This window comes from Paracidovorax sp. MALMAid1276, from assembly GCF_049198005.1.
Lineage (GTDB): Bacteria > Pseudomonadota > Gammaproteobacteria > Burkholderiales > Burkholderiaceae_C > Acidovorax.
This window is the reverse complement of the sequence record NZ_JBMIRS010000203.1, coordinates 56983-76166: the sequence shown is the minus strand read 5'-3', so window position 1 is coordinate 76166 and position 19184 is coordinate 56983. Positions and strand designations below refer to the sequence as shown.

Annotated in this window: 16 protein-coding genes and 1 tRNA gene; 12 read left to right on the top strand and 5 right to left on the bottom strand. The window is 66.8% G+C overall.

Features of this window, described 5'->3' with window-relative positions; all coding sequences use genetic code 11:
• Positions 1-14: 14 nt before the first annotated feature.
• Positions 15-99: transfer RNA gene (locus ACOQFS_RS16575), tRNA-Leu, on the bottom strand.
• Positions 100-118: 19 nt separating this feature from the next.
• On the opposite strand from ACOQFS_RS16575, the gene rnr reads away from it, so the two are divergent.
• Positions 119-2452, top strand: coding sequence for a ribonuclease R (gene rnr, locus ACOQFS_RS16570; protein WP_421563922.1), 2334 nt, complete (start codon positions 119-121; stop codon positions 2450-2452).
• Between the two features lie 112 nt (positions 2453-2564).
• Here rnr and ACOQFS_RS16565 read toward each other — a convergent pair whose 3' ends face one another.
• Positions 2565-3536, bottom strand: a complete 972-nt coding sequence (locus ACOQFS_RS16565) for an alpha/beta fold hydrolase (RefSeq protein WP_421563921.1) — start codon at positions 3534-3536, stop codon at positions 2565-2567.
• Positions 3537-3646: 110 nt separating this feature from the next.
• Between ACOQFS_RS16565 and ACOQFS_RS16560 the strand changes: the two genes are divergently transcribed.
• Positions 3647-4411, top strand: a complete 765-nt coding sequence (locus ACOQFS_RS16560; RefSeq protein ID WP_421563920.1) for a helix-turn-helix domain-containing protein — start codon at positions 3647-3649, stop codon at positions 4409-4411.
• Between the two features lie 30 nt (positions 4412-4441).
• Here ACOQFS_RS16560 and ACOQFS_RS16555 read toward each other — a convergent pair whose 3' ends face one another.
• The 3 genes from ACOQFS_RS16555 to ACOQFS_RS16545 form a co-directional block, all read right to left on the bottom strand.
• Positions 4442-5974: an NAD(P)H-hydrate dehydratase gene (locus ACOQFS_RS16555; RefSeq protein WP_421563919.1), complete on the bottom strand. Its 1533-nt coding sequence runs from the start codon at positions 5972-5974 to the stop codon at positions 4442-4444.
• 89 nt (positions 5975-6063) lie between these two features.
• Entirely contained in the window at positions 6064-7296 is a 1233-nt protein-coding gene (locus tag ACOQFS_RS16550) for an FAD-dependent oxidoreductase (protein WP_421563918.1), read from the bottom strand.
• Between the two features lie 50 nt (positions 7297-7346).
• Positions 7347-8705 carry an amidase gene (locus ACOQFS_RS16545; RefSeq protein ID WP_421563917.1) on the bottom strand — a complete coding sequence of 453 codons (1359 nt, stop codon included), beginning with the start codon at positions 8703-8705 and terminating at the stop codon, positions 7347-7349.
• A gap of 200 nt (positions 8706-8905) precedes the next feature.
• Here ACOQFS_RS16545 and rpsB point away from each other — a divergent pair, with 200 nt between their 5' ends.
• The 10 genes from rpsB to ACOQFS_RS16495 all read left to right on the top strand — a co-directional run bounded on the left by rpsB (position 8906) and on the right by ACOQFS_RS16495 (position 19172).
• Positions 8906-9658: a 30S ribosomal protein S2 gene (rpsB, locus tag ACOQFS_RS16540; RefSeq protein WP_094287824.1), complete on the top strand. Its 753-nt coding sequence runs from the start codon at positions 8906-8908 to the stop codon at positions 9656-9658.
• Positions 9659-9764: 106 nt separating this feature from the next.
• Positions 9765-10694 (top strand): translation elongation factor Ts, encoded by a 930-nt coding sequence (gene tsf / locus ACOQFS_RS16535; protein WP_421563916.1) that lies wholly within the window; start codon positions 9765-9767, stop codon positions 10692-10694.
• Positions 10695-10760: 66 nt separating this feature from the next.
• A complete protein-coding gene (gene pyrH, locus ACOQFS_RS16530) occupies positions 10761-11483 on the top strand; it encodes a UMP kinase (protein WP_421563915.1) in 723 nt (240 codons plus the stop codon).
• Between the two features lie 48 nt (positions 11484-11531).
• Positions 11532-12092 (top strand): ribosome recycling factor, encoded by a 561-nt coding sequence (gene frr, locus ACOQFS_RS16525; RefSeq protein ID WP_421563914.1) that lies wholly within the window; start codon positions 11532-11534, stop codon positions 12090-12092.
• A gap of 23 nt (positions 12093-12115) precedes the next feature.
• Positions 12116-12847, top strand: a complete 732-nt coding sequence (gene uppS, locus ACOQFS_RS16520) for a polyprenyl diphosphate synthase (protein ID WP_421563913.1) — start codon at positions 12116-12118, stop codon at positions 12845-12847.
• A gap of 28 nt (positions 12848-12875) precedes the next feature.
• The gene (locus ACOQFS_RS16515) at positions 12876-13730 is read left to right on the top strand and encodes a phosphatidate cytidylyltransferase (protein WP_421563912.1); all 855 of its coding nucleotides are present in this window, start codon (positions 12876-12878) and stop codon (positions 13728-13730) included.
• On the top strand, positions 13730-14908 hold the full coding sequence (gene ispC / locus ACOQFS_RS16510) for a 1-deoxy-D-xylulose-5-phosphate reductoisomerase (RefSeq protein WP_421563925.1): 1179 nt from the start codon (positions 13730-13732) through the stop codon (positions 14906-14908). The genes ACOQFS_RS16515 and ispC overlap by 1 nt, the downstream gene beginning before the upstream one ends.
• Before the next feature lie 32 nt (positions 14909-14940).
• Positions 14941-16305, top strand: coding sequence for an RIP metalloprotease RseP (gene rseP / locus ACOQFS_RS16505; protein ID WP_421563911.1), 1365 nt, complete (start codon positions 14941-14943; stop codon positions 16303-16305).
• A gap of 45 nt (positions 16306-16350) precedes the next feature.
• Positions 16351-18648, top strand: coding sequence for an outer membrane protein assembly factor BamA (bamA, locus tag ACOQFS_RS16500; protein WP_421563910.1), 2298 nt, complete (start codon positions 16351-16353; stop codon positions 18646-18648).
• On the top strand, positions 18648-19172 hold the full coding sequence (locus ACOQFS_RS16495; RefSeq protein WP_421563909.1) for an OmpH family outer membrane protein: 525 nt from the start codon (positions 18648-18650) through the stop codon (positions 19170-19172). Before bamA ends, ACOQFS_RS16495 begins: the two co-directional genes overlap by 1 nt.
• Positions 19173-19184 lie beyond the last annotated feature (12 nt).

Here is a 19184-nt window from a genome sequence, read left to right as displayed (position 1 = left end):
GCTTTTTATGTGTTTGGTGCCCAGGAGAGGACTCGAACCTCCACGATGTTACTCGCTAGTACCTGAAACTAGTGCGTCTACCAATTCCGCCACCTGGGCATTTCAGGAAAGACTCAGATTGTATATCAAAAAAAACTCCCCTAGCACGCAGCCTGCCGCACATTTGTCGCAGGAGATCGAAGGCAGCGTGCAGGGGCACCGTGATGGACACGGTTTCGTCATCCGAGACGATGGCGATGGCGACATCTACATCCCCCCCAACGAAATGCGCGCGGTGCTGCACAAGGACCGTGTGCGCGTGCGCATCGTGCGCCAGGACCGCCGTGGCCGTCCCGAAGGCCGCGTGGTCGAGATCATCGAGCGCCCGCCCCAGCCCATCATCGGCCGCCTGCTGCAGGAAAGCGGTGTGTGGCTCGTCGCACCCGAAGACAAGCGCTATGGCCAGGACGTGCTGATCCCCAAGGGTGCCACCGGTGCCGCCAAACCGGGGCAGGTCGTCGTGGTCGAGTTGACCGAGCCGCCCGCGCTGTTCGGGCAGCCCGTGGGCCGCATCACCGAGGTGCTCGGTGAGGTTGACGACCCCGGCATGGAGATCGAGATCGCCGTGCGCAAGTACGGCGTGCCGCACGAATTTTCAGAGGCGTGCCTCGCCCAAGCCAAGGCGCTGCCCGACAAGGTGCGCGCGCAGGACAAGAAGCGCCGCGTGGACCTGACCGACGTGCCCCTGGTCACCATCGACGGCGAGGACGCGCGCGACTTCGACGACGCCGTGTATTGCGAACCCGCCAAGGTCGGCCGCAGCAAGGGCTGGCGCCTGCTGGTGGCCATTGCGGATGTGAGCCACTATGTGGAGACCGGCAGTGCCATCGACATCGACGCCTACGACCGCGCCACCAGCGTGTACTTCCCGCGCCGCGTGATCCCCATGCTGCCCGAGAAGCTGTCCAACGGCCTGTGCTCGCTCAACCCCGAGGTGGAGCGCCTGTGCATGGTCTGCGACATGCTGGTCACGGCCAAGGGCGAGGTGCATGCCTACCAGTTCTACCCGGCCGTGATGTTCAGCCACGCGCGCTTCACGTACACCGAAGTCGCGGCGATTTTGGCCAATACGCGCGGCCCCGAGGCCAGCAAGCGCAAGGACCGGGTCAAGGACCTGCTCAACCTGCACGACGTGTACCGAGCGCTGCTGATCGCGCGCCAGGCGCGCGGCGCGGTGGACTTCGAGACCACCGAGACGCAGATCGTCTGCGACGAGAACGGCCGCATCGAGAAGATCGTGCCGCGCACGCGCAACGATGCGCACAAGCTTATTGAAGAGGCCATGCTGGCCGCCAACGTGTGCAGCGCCGACTTCATCGCCCAGGGCGGCCAGCCTGGCCTGTTCCGTGTGCACGAGGGCCCCACGCCCGAGAAGCAGGAGATCCTGCGCAACTACCTCAAGGCCATGGCCGTGGGCATGACGATTGGCGACGACCCCAAGCCGGGCGACTTCCAGGCGATTGCCGAGGCCACCAAAGAGCGGCCCGACGCGCAGCAGATCCACACCATGCTGTTGCGCTCCATGCAGCAGGCCATCTACACGCCCATCAACAGCGGCCACTTCGGCCTGGCGTTTGACGCCTACACCCACTTCACCAGCCCCATCCGCCGCTACCCGGACCTGCTGGTGCACCGGGTCATCAAGGCCATCCTGGGCAAGACGCAGTACAAGTTGCCCGCGCTGCCCACGCCGGGCGAGGCGCATGCCAAGCTGGCCAAGCGCCTGGCCGCGCGCGTGGCGGCGCCAGGAACCAAGCCGCGCAAGGACGTGAAGCCGCCCAGCCGCGAAACCCAGGCCTGGGAGGCCGCCGGTTTGCACTGCAGCGCCAACGAGCGCCGCGCCGACGAGGCCAGCCGCGACGTGGAAGCCTGGCTCAAGTGCAAGTACATGCGCGAGCACCTGGGCGAAGAATTCAGCGGCGTGGTCAGCGCCGCGACCAGCTTCGGCATCTTCGTCACGCTCGATGCCATGTACGTCGAGGGTCTGGTGCACATCACCGAACTGGGCGGCGAGTACTTCAAGTTCGACGAAGCGCGCCAGGAGCTGCGCGGCGAACGCACCGGGATTCGCTATTCCATCGGCACCCGCGTGCGCGTGCAGGTGAGCCGTGTGGACCTGGACGGCCGCAAGATCGACTTCCGCCTGGTGCGCGAGGGCGAGGAGCTGCTGGGCCGGGCGCTCAAGGACAAGGGCGTGGGCGCGGACGGCGCGGGCGGCGGGCCGCGCAAGGCCGGTGGCCGTGGGGGCGCGCGCAAGGCGGACAAGGGCGCTGCCATGTCGGCCACTGAAAAGGCGGGCCTGACCCGTGAGCGCGCGGCACGCTCGCCCATCCAGTCGCTGAAGGCGTCGGTCAAGAAGGCGGCGGCCGGCAAATCTGGCAAGAGCAAGGCGCGCAAGCCTCGTCGGGGTTAAGGGGCTGAGGGCGCTGCGTCCCCCCGGCGGGCGATGTCAGCCGGGACAAGGATGCTCACAAATTGATAGCTTTCAGCGCTTTGTGGATAAGCGCTGAAGCCCATTTTTATGCTCAATCCTGCAGACCTGCAGCGCCCGGCTGCGTGAGGCTGCGCAGAAAGCGCGCATAGCGCTCGGCCGTCTCTGCCGGTGCTTCCATCATGGGCAGGTGGCCGATGCCGGTCAGCACTTCAAGGCGCGCCTGCGGCAGCAGCTTTTGCAATGGCTCCATGCCCGAGCGGTCAAACACCCGGTCGCTGCCGCCCCACAGCACCAGCGTCGGCTGCGGCAGCCCGCTGCGCAGCCGCTGTTCGAGCAGGTAGCGGTCCTTGAGCTGTGCGTCCCACAGGCCTGCGTTGGATGGGGCGTTGCGCAGCGCCGCCTGCTCGGTGGCATGCAGGATGGGGTAGGGCAGGAAGGGGCGCTTTTCAAACACCAGACCCATCATGCGTTCGAACGCCCTGGCATCGTGCGCGACCAGGGGCCGATGCCCGGTGTTGATCAGCCGGTCCATGGTGCTGGGCTGGGGCGAGCGGATGCCATGGGGTGCGCCGATGAAGGCCACGCTGGCCACGCGCTCGGGGCGCTGCTGCGCAAACAGTGCGGCGATGGTGCCGCCCATCGAGTTGCCGGCCAGGTGCGCTTTGTCGATGCCCAGGGCGTCCAGCAGCGCGCCCAGGCGCGCGGTGTGCGCGGCGTAGTCATAGGGCGCGCCCTCCAGCCGGGTGCTTTCGCCGAATCCGGGGAAATCGGGGGCAATCACCCGGTACTGCCCGGTGAGCGGGCGCGCAAAATCCACCCAATGATCCTTCTCCGCAAAGATGCCGTGCAGCAACACCAGGGGCACGCCCTCGTCGGCGGCTCCGCTGTCGAGGTAGTGCACGGTGTGCATGGCGGCGGTGGTGGTTTTTTCTTCCATGCCCGAGAGGCTGCGGTTGAGGTGGAGCAGGGGCTCCTGCAGCAGCGACGGTGCGCCGTAGTAAAGGCCGATGCTGCCCACAACGAGGGCGGCAGCGGCCAGAGAGATGGTGGCAATGCGTTTCAAGAAGCAGTCTCCGGTGGGTGCAGGGGTTGCCGCCGTGCCGCGCCGTGTGTGCGCGCCGGGGCGGGGCAAGGCTACCGAAACCGGTGCCGCAAGACTTGAAGGTTTGGGCTATGCCGCTGCGCACCAACACCCTGACGCTGGGCGCTGACCGCGCGCTGTACGTGGGCGAGCTTCCGGCCACAGGCTGGCATTGCCACGCGTCGCCCGTGCTGCTGATGGGGCTGTCGGGCCGGTTCGCCCTGCACTGGGGCGCGGGCCTGGCGCACACCTGCCGCAGTGCGCTGGTGGACGCCGGGGTGGAGCACCTGTTCGACCCCTGCGGTGAGACCGTGGCCCTGGTGTATCTGGAGCCGGATTCGCCCGAGGCGCGCGGCCTGCGCGGGGTTTTTCAGCGGGAGGGCGGGGTGTTGCCGGATGTGGCCGCGCCGGTGCGCAGCCGCGCTGCGGTGGATGGCCGCCTGCACGCCTTCGATCTCCGGGCCCTGCTGCAAGCCCATCTGCTGGAGGTCGCGCCCACCCCGCTGGACCCGCGTGTGGCGCGCAGCCTGCACGCGCTGCGCCGCCCGGAGCACCTGCGCGCGCCGCAGCAGGGGCGCCTGGCACGCGCAGACCTGGCCGCCGAAGTGCAGCTCTCGGCCTCGCGCTTCAACCATCTGTTCCGCGCCGAAATGGGTGTGAGCCTGCGCAGCTACCGCGTGTGGTCGCAGGTGCGCCTGGCCATGTCGGGGCTGGCGGTCAGCCCGCGCCTCACGGATGCGGCGCTGCATGGCGATTTTGCAGATTCGGCGCATTTCAGCCGCACGTTCCGCCAGACCTTCGGCATGACGCCGTCGAGCGTGCTCAGGCCGCTCAAGCAGGTCACGCTGCTCGGGTGATGGCGGATGGGGTGACCGCCGCCGGGCGCGTCAAGCGCCGTGCACGCGGCGCGCCAGCGCGCTGGCCGTGAGGGGCTGGTCGGCAGGCCAGCCGTCCGCCAGCCGGCCATGCTGGTACACCGCTTCGCTTGCTGCACGCAGTGCGCTGGCCCCGGCCGCCAGCTGCGCGCCCACCATGCCGGCCAGCACATCGCCCGTGCCCGCCGTGGCCAGCCGCGCATTGCCGGTGGGGTTGATCGCCGGGACGCGGTCGGGTGCTGCCACCACCGTGCCCGAACCCTTGAGCACGGCCACGCAGTTGAACTGGGCTGCCAACTGCTGGGCCGCGCCCAGCCGGTCGGCCTGGACTTCGGCCGTGGTCAGGCCCAGCAGGCGGGCGGCCTCCAGCGGATGGGGCGTGATGACCGTGGGCTGCCCGTGCTGGCCCCGCGCCACCACCAGGGCGTGCAACGCTGCCTGGGCAGCGATGGTGTTGAGCGCGTCGGCATCCAGCACCAGACGGGCTGCGCGGCGCAGGACCTCGGGCAGCACGGGGGCAATGGCCTGGCCGCCGCCGCAGCCGCAGACCACGGTGAGCTCTTCCAGCGCCAGCGCATCGAAGCGGCGAAACATCAGCTCGGGCTGCTGGAGATCCAGCTGCTGGTGGCCGTGGTCGAGCAGCGCCACCAGCACACGGCCGGCGCCGCCATGCAGCGCGGCCGATGCTGCGAGCAGGGCTGCACCCGCCATACCCAGGCCGCGTGCGGCCAGGCCCTCGCCGCCCACCACGGCCACATCGCCATAGCTGCCCTTGTGGCTGGCATGGGCGCGGGGTGCGGGCAGCGGTGGCCCGCAGAGCCAGCCCGTGGGCGGCTCATGCCCGGGGCCGGTGCCCAGGTCGTCCAGCCAGACCTGGCCTGCGGCGTCGCGCCCGGCGGCGGTGAACAGGCCGGGCTTGAGGGTCAGCAGGCTCAGCGTGTGGCGTGCGGGGCCGTGCGCGCGCGGGTGCAGGTGCGGTGCGGCCTCGGGCTCCAGGCCTGCCGCGAACTGGCCCGCGTCGGCATTCAGGCCGCTGGGCACGTCCACCGCCAACACGGGCGACGGGCCTTGCTGCAAGGCCCGCAGGCATGCCTGCAGGCGCGGATCGGGTGGGCGGGGTGACCCCTGCGAGAGCGACGAAACGCCGATGCCCAGCAGCGCATCGATGCACAGGTCGTCCGGGCCCAGGTCGGCGGGGGGCGCATCGGCCCAGGTCACGCCCGCCGCCTGGGCGCGTTGCCACGATGCCCGGGCGTCCGGTGGGGCCGTGTCCGGCTGGCCCAGCCAGGTCACCACCACGGTGCGGCCCGTGCGCTGCAGGTGCATGGCCGCCTCCAGCCCATCGCCGCCGTTGTTGCCCGGGCCGCAGGCGATCCACACCGTGCGTGCATGGGGGGCAAGGGCCTGCGCCAGCCGCGCCACGGCCAGGCCCGCGCGCTGCATCAGCGTGTGTGGGGGCAGGGCGGCGGCGGCCGCGTGCTCGATGCGGCGCGTGGCGGCGGTGTTGAACAGCGGGTGGGGCTGGTGAGCGGTGATGCGGTGCATGGCGGCAGCGGGTGGCTCGGCGTGGCGCCGTGGGCCTGCCATTGTGCTTCGCCGCCGCCGCCGCTGCGGCCGCATCGGCGTGCGGCCGCTCAGAAGCGGCGCATGCCCAGCCCGTCCAGCGGCACCTCGGGCGTACGCTGGGCGATCAGGTCGGCCAGCACGCGGGCGCTGCCGCTGGCCAGGGCCCAGCCCCCCGCGCCATGGCCGGTGTTGAGCCACAGGCCGGGCACGCCGCTGGCACCCAGCACCGGGGCGCCGTCGGGCAGCATGGTGCGTGCGCCGCGCCATACCTGCAGGCCTGAAGAGAGCTGCGCGCCGCCCGGGAACCAGTCGTTCAGCGTGCGGTACAGGCGCTGCAATGTGGGCGCATGGTGTTCAGCGCTGGCACCGGCCATCTCGGCGCCGCCTGCGATGCGCACACGCTGGCCCAGCCGGGTGATGGAGATCTGCTGGCCCAGGTCCACCACGCTGGCGCGCGGCGCGTGCGTGTCTTCGCGCACCGGCGCGCTGACCGAGTAGCCATACAGCGCCGTCATCGGCAGCCGCAAGCCCAGTGCGGGCAGCAGCGCGGCAGACGCCATGCCGGCGCACAGCACCACGGCGTCGAACCGGCGGGGCTCGGCGTCGCCCTGCACCTGCACGCCCACCGGCGCGCCATGGAGGCGCTCGATGCGGGAGTTGAACGCAAACCGCACGCCCGACCCCTGGGTGCCCTGGCGCAACAGCTGCGCAAAGAGGCGGCAGTTGCCCGCACCCGCGCCGGGCAGGTGGATGGCACCGGCCAGCGCGGCCTCGGGCGACAGGCCGGGTTCGATCACGCGCGCCGCAGCGGCGTCGATCTCGTGCGCCGCCACGCCCAGGTCGCGAAGTACCTGCAGCGCGGGCTGCACGGTGGCCAGTTCTTGCTCGCTGCGCAGCAGCACCAGGCGGCCCGTGCTGGCTTCGCAGTCCAGCTCATGCTGGCTGGCAATGGCCTGCACGCGCGCCTGGCTGTACTGCGCCAGCCGCTCCAGGGTGGCGGCCGGGGCGCTGTGCTGCTTGCCGGCGGTGCGCCAGCGCCACAGCCACGCCAGGTTGCGCCGGTCCAGCCCGCCCGACAGCCGCACGGTGGCCTGGGCCCCCAGCACACGCAGCGGCAGGCCGTAACCAGGCAGCGCCCAGGGGCTGAGCAGCAGCGGGGCCAGCAGCCCGGCGGTGGCAAAGCTGGCTTCCTCGGCGGCAGCGCTGCGCTGGTCAAACACGGTGACCTCGTGGCCGTCGCGGGCCAGCTCATACGCAGTGGTGACGCCGACAATGCCGGCGCCCACGATGGCGATCTTCATGAATATTGAATGTTTTTTGGCTTCAGCGCTTACTGGTAAAGCGCTGATAGCTATTGTTTTTGTAGTGTTTGCTCGATCTGCAGGCTGATGTTCAGCACGGCGTCGTCGCGCAAGGCCCCGTGCCAGACCATCAGGCCCACCGGGAGTTCACCGGGCACGTGGCAGGGCAGGGACAGGGCGCAGCCATCGAGCAGATTGACCACGCTGGTGTTGCGCAGCAGCAGGTTGTTCACGCGGAAGAACTCGGTATCGCGGGCGGCGTCCTGCGCGGCGTCCTTGCCATCGGGAGGTGCCACGTCCGCAAGTGCCGGTGCCACGATGGGCACGGTGGGCGAGAGCAGGGCGTCGTAGCCATCCATGTCGGCCTGCATGCGCGCAATCCAGTGCTGGCGCTGCTGCAGCAGCTCCACGTATTCCCAGGCCATCAGGCTGGCGCCGCGCTCGATGCGGGTGCGCACGCGGGGGTCGTAGCGGCTGCCCGCGCGCTGCAGCAGGCTGCGGTGCCAGGCAAAGCTTTCGGGCGCGGCAAAGCCGTAGGCGGGCTGCTCTGCCACGGCGGGCAGGGCGATGGTGTCGATCTGCGCGCCCGCGCGGCGCAGGCTGTCCAGGGTGCGCTCGAACGCGTGGGCGACGGTGGCGTCCATGCCGTCCAGAAAGAGGGTGGACGGCACGGCCAGGCGGTATTGCGACAGGGGTGCGAGGCTGCGCGTCACGCGGCGGGCGGCCAGCACCTCGTGCGCCACGATGGCATCGCGCACCGAGCGCGTCATCGCGCAGGCCGTGTCGAGCGTGGTGGACAGCGGCACCGCGCCGTCGGTGGGCACCAGGCGCGCCGTGTTCTTGAACCCCACGATGCCGTTGAGCGCCGCCGGGATGCGGATGGAGCCTCCGGTGTCCGAGCCCAGCCCGATGAATGCCGCCCCCGTGGCGACCGACACCCCGGCGCCCGACGACGAGCCGCCGGGCACGCGCGGCGCGCCGGGCAGGGCGCCCGAGCGCGCATCCCAGGCGGCGGGCGTGCCGTGGTGCGGGTTGACGCCCACGCCCGAAAACGCAAACTCGACCATGTTCGTGCGGCCGATCAGGCTGGCCCCGGCCGCGCGCAGGCGGGCGACCGCCGGACAGTCCCGGGGGGCTGGCGCGGCATCTGCCAGCACGGTGGAGCCCGCTGGCGTGGGCTGGCCGGCAATGTCGAACAGGTCTTTGACCGAGACGGCCAGCCCGGCCAAGGGCAACTGGGCCAGGCCCGGTTGCACCACCGTGGTGCGCGCCTCATCGAACAGGGTCCGGACAAAGCTGTGGGTGTTGGCGGGGGCGTTGGCTGCCGCGATGCAGCGTTCCAGTTCGGCGGGCGCGTCGGTGGCGCCGTCCCGCAGTTGCTCGCGGGTGGCGATCAGGTCAGAAAGCATGGTGTGCTAGAATCTTTGGGTTTTGCTGGGAGCAGTAACGCAGCGGTGCAGGCCATGCACACCATCTTGCACCACATGTGTGCCAGCTGCGGCAAAACCAATCGCAAACCAGCCCCGTCAAGGTGTTGCAGCCGTCGTCAACAGTGCACGGCGCTGCAAATATGGGGGCTGATTTTAGACCCAACCTTTGGAGTATTTTTATGTCCGTCACCATGCGCGAAATGCTGGAAGCCGGTGTCCACTTCGGCCACCAAACCCGCTTCTGGAACCCCAAGATGGCCCCCTACATCTTCGGCCATCGCAACAAGATCCACATCATCAACCTGGAAAAGTCGCTGCCACTGTTCCAGGAAGCCCAGAAGTTCGCCAAGCAGCTGGCGGCCAACCGCGGCACGATCCTGATGGTCGGCACGAAGCGCCAAGCCCGTGAAATCCTGGCCACCGAAGCGCAGCGCGCCGGCGTGCCTTTCGTGGACCAGCGCTGGCTGGGCGGCATGCTGACGAACTTCAAGACCGTGAAGACCTCGATCAAGCGCCTGAAGGACATGAAGGCCCAGCAAGAAGCCGGCCTCGACAGTCTGAGCAAGAAGGAGCAACTGACGTTCTCCCGCGAAATCGAAAAGCTGGAAAAGGACATCGGCGGCATCCAGGACATGGCTGCGCTGCCCGACGCCATCTTCATCATCGACGTGGGCTTCCACAAGATCGCCGTTGCCGAAGCCAAGAAGCTGGGCATTCCACTGATCGGTGTGGTCGATACCAACCACTCGCCCGAAGGCATCGACTACGTGATCCCCGGCAACGACGACTCGGCCAAGGCTGTGACGCTGTACGCCCGTGGCATCGCTGACGCGATCATCGAAGGCCGCGCCAACGCCGTGAACGAAGTCGTGAAGGCCGCCGCTGGCGAGAGCACCGACGAATTCGTGGAAGTGCAAGAAGCCGCCGCCTAAGTGCCCGGCTGCGCGATCCGTCGCGAACAAAAGCGGGGCCCCTGGTGAGCCCCCTTTTTTTTAGCCCGACTCTGAACCCATAGAACTGAACACTGAAGGAACAAAGATGGCTGCAATTACCGCAAGCATGGTGGCTGAACTGCGTGGCAAGACCGATGCCCCCATGATGGAATGCAAGAAGGCACTGACGGAAGCCGACGGCGACATGGCCAAGGCCGAAGAGCTGCTGCGCGTGAAGCTGGGCACGAAGGCGGGCAAGGCCGCTTCGCGCGTGACGGCTGAAGGCGTGGTTGCCAGCTTCATCAACGGCAACGTGGGCGCGCTGGTCGAAGTGAACAGCGAAACCGACTTCGTGTCGAAGAACGACAGCTTCATCGCCATGGCCAACGCCGCTGCCAAGCTGGTGGCCGAGCACAACCCTGCCGACATCGAAGCCCTGGGCGCACTGGCCTACGAGCAAGACAGCTTCGGCCCCACCCTGGAAGACGTGCGCAAGGGCCTGATCGGCAAGATCGGCGAAAACATGTCCTTCCGCCGCTTCAAGCGCTTCAGCGGCACCAACTTGGCGGCCTACCTGCACGGTTCGCGCATTGGTGTGGTCGTCGAGTTCGACGGCGACGCGACCGCCGCCAAGGACGTGGCCATGCACGTGGCTGCCATGAAGCCCGTGGCCCTGACCAGCGCTGACGTGCCTGCCGACCTGATCGCCAAGGAGCGCTCGGTGGCCGAAGGCAAGGCCGACGAAGCCAACAAGGAACTCGTGGCCGCTGGCAAGCCCGCGCAAAGCGCCGAAATCACGGCCAAGCGCATCGACGGCGCCGTGCAGAAGTACCTCAAGGAAGTCTCGCTGGCCGACCAGGTCTTCGTGAAGGCTGCCGATGGCAAGCAGACCGTGGCCCAGATGCTCAAGGCTGCCAACACCAACGTGAAGGGCTTCACCCTCTACGTCGTGGGCGAAGGCATCGAGAAGAAGGCCGACGACTTCGCTGCCGAAGTGGCTGCCCAGGTGGCTGCCGCCAAGGCCGCAGCTGCCTGACCGACTGCGTTGCAGTCGTTTCCCCCACTTTTTTTACCGCCGTACCTGCCTTTGGAGAAATCACCCATGTCCCACGCTGCACCAGCCCACAAGCGCATCCTGCTCAAGCTGTCTGGTGAGGCGCTGATGGGGGAGGATTCCTTCGGCATCAACCGCGCCACCATCGTGCGCATGGTGGAAGAGATCGCCGACGTCACGCGCCTGGGTGTGCAGGTCGCGGTGGTGATCGGTGGGGGCAATATCTTCCGTGGCGTCGCGGGCGGCTCGGTCGGCATGGACCGCGCCACCGCCGACTACATGGGCATGCTGGCCACCGTGATGAACGCCCTGGCCCTGGCCGACGCCATGGACAAGCAGGGCCTGGTGGCCCGCGTGATGTCCGCCATCGCCATTGAGCAGGTGGTCGAGCCCTATGTGCGCCCCAAGGCCTTGCAGTACCTCGAAGAGGGCAAGGTGGTCGTGTTTGCCGCTGGCACGGGTAATCCTTTCTTCACCACCGACACCGCTGCAGCACTGCGCGGTGCCGAGATCGGTGCCGAGCTGGTGCTCAAGGCCACGAAGGTGGACGGCGTATATACTGCCGACCCCCAGAAGGATCCTTCGGCCACGCGCTACACCAAGCTCAGTTTCGACGAGGCCATGTCCCGCAATCTGGGCATCATGGACGCAACGGCCTTCGCCCTGTGCCGCGACCAGAAACTGCCCGTGAAGGTGTTCTCCATCATCAAACACGGCGCCCTGAAGCGCGTGGTGATGGGCGAAGACGAAGGTACGCTGGTTTACGCTTGATCACGACGGACGGGCTGCGCGGCGCGCAGGTCGTCCCCAGGAGAAAACATGACGATTGCCGACATCAAGAAGACCGCCGAAACCAAGATGGACCAGTCCATCACGGCGTTCAAGAACAACCTGCAGAAGATCCGCACCGGCCGCGCCAACCCTGCGCTCCTCGATGCCGTGCAGGTCGAGTACTACGGCTCGATGGTGCCCCTGTCCCAGGTGGCCAACGTGGCGCTGATTGATTCGCGAACGATCAGCGTGCAGCCCTGGGAAAAGGGCATGGGCGCCAAGATCGAAAAGGCCATCCGCGAAAGCGACCTGGGCCTGAATCCGGCCTCCATGGGCGACCTGATCCGCGTGCCCATGCCCCCCATGAGCGAAGAGCGCCGCAAGGAAATGACCAAGCTCGCGCGCAACGAAGGCGAGAGCGCCAAGATCGCCGTGCGCAACCTGCGCCGTGATGCCAACGAAGCCGTCAAGAAGCTGGTCAAGGACAAGCTCGCGTCCGAAGACGATCAGAAGCGCGCCGAAACCGACGTGCAGAAGTTCACCGACAAGCACATCGCCGAGATCGATGCGCTGGTGGCGGGCAAAGAGCAGGAAATCATGGCGGTCTGAGCCTGAAAGGCTTGATCGTTTCGATGCCTGTGTCTCCGGTGGTGCCGCACCACATCGCCATCGTGATGGATGGCAACGGCCGCTGGGCCAAGCGCCGCTTTCTGCCCCGCCTGGCCGGCCACAAACAAGGGGTGGACTCACTGCGCCGATGCGCGCGCGCCTGCGCCGAGCGCGGCGTGGGGGTGCTCACCGTCTTCGCCTTCTCCTCCGAAAACTGGAACCGTCCGGCCGACGAGGTCTCGGGCCTCATGGAGCTGCTGGCGCTGGCGCTCGCGCGTGAAGTGCCCCAGCTCCAGAAAGATGGCGTTCGTCTCTATTTCGTGGGCGAGCGTGCCGGCCTGTCGCAAAAGGTTCGCGACGGACTGGCGCAGGCGCAAGCGGCCACCGCACACAACAGCCGCCTCGTGCTCAACGTGTGCTTCAACTATGGCGGCCGGTGGGACATCGCCCAGGCAGCGGCTGCGGTCGCCGCCCGGGGAGAGGCCATCACCGAGGCGAGCCTGCACGGCGCCATGGCCCTGGCCCATGTGCCCGACCCGGATCTGGTGATCCGCACGGGCGGCGAAATGCGCATCAGCAACTTCTTGCTGTGGCAGGCCGCATACTCCGAGTTCGTCTTCAGCGACCGGCTGTGGCCGGATTTTGACGAGGCGGCGCTGGATGAGGCCATTGCTGCCTTCAATAGCCGCGAGCGCCGTTTCGGCCAAACCTCCGAACAGATACTGTCCGCGCATCACGATCCGATGCCGGGCTGAGAACCCCCTGCCGGTTCTGAAAGGCCCCATGCTCAAACAGCGCGTCATCACAGCCCTTGTCCTGCTGGCCATCCTGTTGCCGGCACTTTTCTATTCATCGACCGTGCCGTTCACCGTGGTGGTGCTGGTGCTGATGGCGGCGGGGGCCTGGGAGTGGGGGCGTTTGAGCGGCTACGGCCAGGCAGGATCCGTGGCCGTGGGCGCCGCTTGCGTGGCCATGTGCCTGGGCTCGTGGGCGCTGGGCTGGCTCGACCGGCCGCTCACCGCCTTGTGGCTGGTGGGCGGGGGGCTCTGGGTGCTCTGCACCGCCTGGCTCCTGAAGGCCGGTGTGCCCGGCTGGCCGCGCATTCCCTCTGCGCTGCGCCTGGTGGCCGGGGTGCTCGCGTTGTGGCTCGCATGGCTGGCGGTGGTGCAGGCCCGCGGGGTGGGCATCAACTTTCTGCTGTCGGTGCTTTTGCTGGTGTGGGTTGCCGACATATTCGCCTACTTTGCCGGCCGCGCTTTCGGCCTGCGCTTCACCAAGGGCAAGCTCGCGCCCGCCATCAGCCCGGGCAAGAGCTGGGAGGGGGTGTGGGGGGGCCTGGCCGGCGTGATGGTGATGGCCTTCGTCTGGGTGGCGGCGGACGTCCACTGGGGTGCGGCGGTGCCGAGCTTTTACACACGCATGGCGCAGCAGGGCTGGTGGCTGCTGGTGATTGCTGCACTGTTCATGGTGGCCATGAGCGTGTCTGGCGATCTGGTGGAGTCGCTCATCAAGCGCAGCGCGGGCGTGAAGGACAGCAGCGGTCTGCTGCCCGGCCACGGCGGCGTGCTGGACCGGGTGGATGCGCTGCTGCCCACGCTGCCCCTGGCCATGATGCTCACCAGCCTGACGATGCAATGATGAAACAACGACTGACTGTCCTGGGCTCCACGGGCTCGATCGGAACCAGCACGCTGGACGTGGTGTCCCGCCATCCCGAGCGCTTCGAGGTGTTCGCCCTGAGCGCGGCGACGCAGGTTGACCTGATGCTGGCGCAGTGCGCGCAGTTTCGCCCGCGCTATGCCGTGATGGCGAGCGCGGCGCATGCGGTGCAACTGGCCGAAAAATTGAAGCAAAATGACCTTCCAACGCAGGTCCTGATTGAAAAGGATGCTGTTGAAAGCATAGCGTCTCATCCGGAGGTGGATGCCGTGATGGCCGCTATCGTCGGCGCGGCGGGTCTGGCCCCCTGCCTGGCCGCAGCGCGCGCGGGCAAGCGGCTGCTGCTGGCGAACAAGGAAGCGCTGGTGGTGGGCGGCGCACTGTTCATGCACGCCGTGCGCGAAGGCGGGGCCACGCTGCTGCCCATCGACAGCGAGCACTCTGCCATCTTCCAATGCCTGCCGGAAGACCCCGCCACCTGGCCCGAACGGGTGGACAGCATCTTGCTCACCGCCTCGGGCGGGCCCTTCCGGCAGCGCGATCCCGCCACGCTCTCGCAGATCACGCCGGCCCAGGCCTGCGCGCATCCCAATTTTTCGATGGGGCGCAAGATCTCGGTCGATTCGGCGACGATGATGAACAAGGCGCTGGAAGTGATCGAGGCGCGCTGGCTGTTCGATCTGCACCCGGACCAGATCAAGGTGGTGATCCACCCGCAGCAGATCATCCATTCGATGGTGCAATTCAAGGACGCATCCATCCTTGCGCAACTGGGCACGCCGGACATGCGCGTGCCCATCGCCTGCGGCCTGGCCTGGCCGGAGCGCATTGCCAGCGGTGCGAGCAAGCTCGATTTTTCCAGCTTGTCTGCGCTGGTGTTCGAGGATGCAGATGCGGCGCGCTTCCCGGGCCTGCACCTGTCGTGGCAGGCCCTGAAGGCTGCCGAAGGCACGACGGCCGTGTTGAATGCGGCCAATGAAATCGCTGTCGGCGCATTCTTGTCCGGCCGTCTGCGGTTTGACCACATTCACGCCGTCAATCTTGCAACTTTGGATGCCGTTTCGCCCTCCAAGCCCGATTCGCTGGAAGCGCTGCTGCACCTCGACACGCAGGCCCGCCACGCGGCAGAACATGCTGCAGGCCGACTGGCTGCTTGAGGCCGTGGTGCATTGAAACTGGATTCCCCGCCATGCTCCTGACCGTCGTTGCCTTCATCGTTGCCCTGGGCCTCTTGATTGCCGTGCATGAGTATGGTCACTACCGCGTGGCCGTTGCCTGCGGCGTTAAGGTGCTGAAATTTTCGGTGGGTTTTGGCAAGCCGCTGCTGCGCTGGCAGCCCAAGGGCTCACCCACCGAATTCGTGGTGGGCGCGTTTCCGCTGGGTGGCTATGTGCGCATGCTGGACGAGCGCGAGGCGCCTGTGCAAGCGCACGAGCGGCACCTGGCGTTCAACACGCAGCCGCTGCGTTCCAGGGCCGCCATCGTGGCGGCCGGCCCGGCAGCCAACCTGCTTCTGGCCATCTTGCTGTATTCGCTGGTCAACTGGAGTGGGGTGCAAGAGCCCCGTGCCGTGCTGGCCAGCCCCGTGGCGGGTTCGGTGGCGCAGAGCGCAGGACTGCGCGGCGGTGAGCTGGTGGAGCGGGCCGCACTGGGCGCTGACGAGATGGAGCCGGTGCGGTCTTTCGAGGATCTGCGCTGGCTGCTCACACGCGGTGCGCTGGAAGGGGTGACCGTGCGCCTCGATGTCGTGCCGCAGACCGGGGCGTCGCACCGCGAAATCCTGCTGGACATGTCCCGCATCGACACCCGCGAAGCGGATGCCCAGCTGTTCCGCAAGATCGGCATTCTGGGCCCGTGGACGCGCCCGGTCCTGGGTGAAGTGATGGCCGACGGCGCGGCCGAGCGCGCGGGCCTGCGCGAGGGCGACCTGGTGCTGAAGCTGGGCGCCACGGACGTGGTCGACGGGCAGCAGTTGCGCGAGCTGATCCGCCAGTCGGTGCGCGGCAGTGACGCGCTGGCGCAGCCGTGGCGCGTACAGCGTGGCGGCGAGGTTGTCACGCTCGACGTATTGCCAGACGCCAAGGTAGAGCCGAGCGGCACGGTGGGGCGCATCGGCGCTTACGTGGGCGCAGCACCTGAGTTCGTGACTGTGGAATATGGCCTGTTCGAAGGTGCGTGGGCGGGTGTCGTCAAGACCTGGGACGTGTCGGTGCTCACGCTGCGCATGATGGGACGCATGGTCATTGGCGAAGCATCCATCAAGAACTTGAGCGGTCCTCTCACCATCGCCGACTATGCGGGCCGTTCGGCAAGCATGGGGCTCACGCAGTACCTCATTTTTCTGGCGCTCATCAGCGTCAGCCTCGGGGTGCTGAACCTGCTCCCGTTGCCCGTCCTCGATGGGGGGCACCTGATGTATTATCTTTGGGAGGGTGTGACCGGCAGGGGGGTGTCGGACGCTTGGATGGAGCGGCTGCAACGCGCTGGTGTTGCCGTGCTGCTTCTCATGATGTCCATAGCCCTGTTCAACGATGTCACCCGGCTCTTTGGCTAACACTTTTGCCGCGCTTGCCAGCCAATTGCGGTATCCGCTTCACTCATGAAAAAACACATCAACCGCCTGGGCGTGCGCACTGCGTCGGCCATTGCCGCCATGATCTTTGTCGCCAACGCGGCTTGGGCGCTGGAGCCTTTCAAGGTGCAGGACATCCGGGTGGAGGGGCTGCAGCGCGTGGAGCCCGGGACGGTGTTTGCCTCCATGCCGCTGCGCGTGGGCGACGATTACAACGACGAAAAGGGTGCTGCAGCGATCCGTGCGCTGTTTGGCCTGGGCCTGTTCAAGGACGTGCGCCTGGAGGCCAGTGGCAACGTGCTGGTGGTGGTGGTGGAAGAGCGCCCCACCATCGCCGAGGTGGACTTCGCGGGCACCCGCGAGTTCGACAAGGACGCACTCAAGAAGTCCATGCGCGATGTGGGCCTGACCGAAGGACGGCCCTACGACAAGGCGCTGGCCGACCGCGCCGAGCAGGAGCTCAAGCGCCAGTACATCAACAAGAGCCTTTACGGCGCCGAGGTCGTGACCACGGTCACGCCCATCGAGCGCAACCGCGTGAACCTCACATTCACCGTGGTCGAAGGCGAGCCAGCGCGCATCAAGGAAGTGCGCATCGTGGGCAACAAGGCGTTCAGCGAATCGACGCTGAAGGGCTTGTTCGATCAGGACACGGGGGGCTGGCTCAGCTGGTACACCAAGTCCGACCGTTATTCGCGCGCCAAACTCAACGCCGACCTCGAAACCCTGCGGTCGTACTACCTGCAGCGCGGCTACCTGGAATTCCGGGTGGATTCCACCCAGGTGGCCATCTCGCCCGACAAGCAGGACATCTCCATCACGGTCAACGTGACGGAAGGCGAGCGCTTCGTCGTGTCCGGCGTCAAGCTCGAAGGCAACTATCTGGACCGCGAGGACGAGTTCAAGTCGCGGGTCGCGATCCGTGTGGGCGAGCCCTACAACGCGGACCAGGTGACCGAGACCACCAAGGCCTTTTCCGAATATTTCGCCCGCTTCGGCTTCGCGTTTGCGCGTGTGGAGGCCGTGCCTGAAATCGACCGTGAGAACAACCGCGTCACGTTTGCCCTGCAAGCCGAGCCGGCACGCCGGGCCTATGTGCGCCGCATCAACGTGAGCGGCAACAACCGCACCCGTGACGAAGTCATCCGGCGCGAGTTCCGCCAGTACGAGGCCTCGTGGTACGACGGCGAGAAGATCCGCCTGTCGCGCGACCGGGTCGACCGCCTGGGCTTCTTCACGGAAGTCAACGTCGAAACGCAGGAGGTGCTCGGCTCTCCCGACCAGGTCGATCTGGTGATCAACGTGGCAGAGAAGCCCACGGGTTCGCTGCAGATGGGCGTGGGCTTCTCGAGCGCAGAAAAAGTGGCACTGTCGTTTGGCATCAAGCAGGAAAACATCTTTGGCTCCGGCAATTACCTGGGCATCGATGTGAACACCAGCAAGTACCGCCGCACTCTGGTGTTCAGCACCACCAACCCTTACTTCACGCCCGAAGGCATTTCACGCACGCTGGACGTCTACTACCGCACGGACAAGCCTTACGAAGACCAGGGCGGCAATTACGAACTCATCACCACGGGCACTTCGGTGCGGTTCGGCATTCCGTTCAGCGAGACGGACACGGTATTTTTCGGCGGCGGGCTGGAGCAGACCAAGATCAAGCCGGGCACCAATATCCCGGCCACCTATCTTGCGTATGCCGACCGGTTTGGCTACAGCAGCACGTCGATACCGCTCACCATCGGCTGGTCGCGCGACGACCGCGACAGCGCGCTGGCTCCCAATTCAGGGCGCTATCAGCGTCTCAATTCCGAGTGGTCGGTGGCGGGCGATGCGCGCTATGTGCGAGCCAACTACCAGTACCAGCAATATGTGCCGCTCAACAAGCGCTTCACGGTGGCGTTCAACGGCGAAGTGGGCATTGGCAAGGGCATGAATGGCCGCCCATTCCCGGTCTTCAAGAATTTCTATTCCGGCGGGCTGGGCTCGGTGCGCGGCTTTGATCAGGGCACGCTGGGGCCGCGTGACGTGACGGGCGCGTCCCTGGGTGGGCCCAAGAAGGTCACGCTCAATGCCGAGCTGATCGCCCCGTTTCCGGGTGCCGGAAATGACCGCACACTGCGTGTCTTCACCTTCCTCGACGTCGGCAATGTGTACGGCGAAAATGACAAGGTCACCCTCAGCGACATGCGCGCATCCGTGGGCCTGGGCCTGAGCTGGATTTCCCCGCTCGGTCCCCTGCGTTTGGCGTTTGCGCAGCCGGTGCGCAAGTTCGCCGGCGATAGAATCCAGAAACTGCAATTCCAGATCGGAACGTCTTTCTAATGAAATCCTTTTCCCGCCATATTTCCTTGGCTTTGCTGCTGGGCACGATCGCCGTTGCAGCCCCCGTGCAAGCACAAGAGTCTTTCAAGGCCGGTTTCGTGAACACCGACCGCATCTTCCGCGAGGCCAACACCGCCAAGGCTGCACAGGCCAAGCTGGAGCAGGAATTCGCCCGCCGGGAAAAAGAACTGGTGGACCTGGGCAATACCCTGAAGACCGCCAGCGAGAAGTTCGAGCGTGAAGCGCCCACCATGGCCGAAAGCCAGCGCAACACACGCCAGCGCCAGCTCGTGGACCAGGACCGTGACTTCCAGCGCAAGCGCCGTGAGTTCCAGGAAGACCTGACCGCCCGCAAGAACGAAGAACTGTCCCAGGTGCTGGACCGTGCGAACAAGGTGGTCAAGCAAGTGGCAGAAGCCGAAAAGTACGACGTCATCCTGCAAGAGGCCGTCTACATCAACCCCAAGCACGACATCACCGACAAGGTGATCAAGGCGTTGAATGCCGCTGCGGGCGCCAAGTAAGCCGCAGTGCCG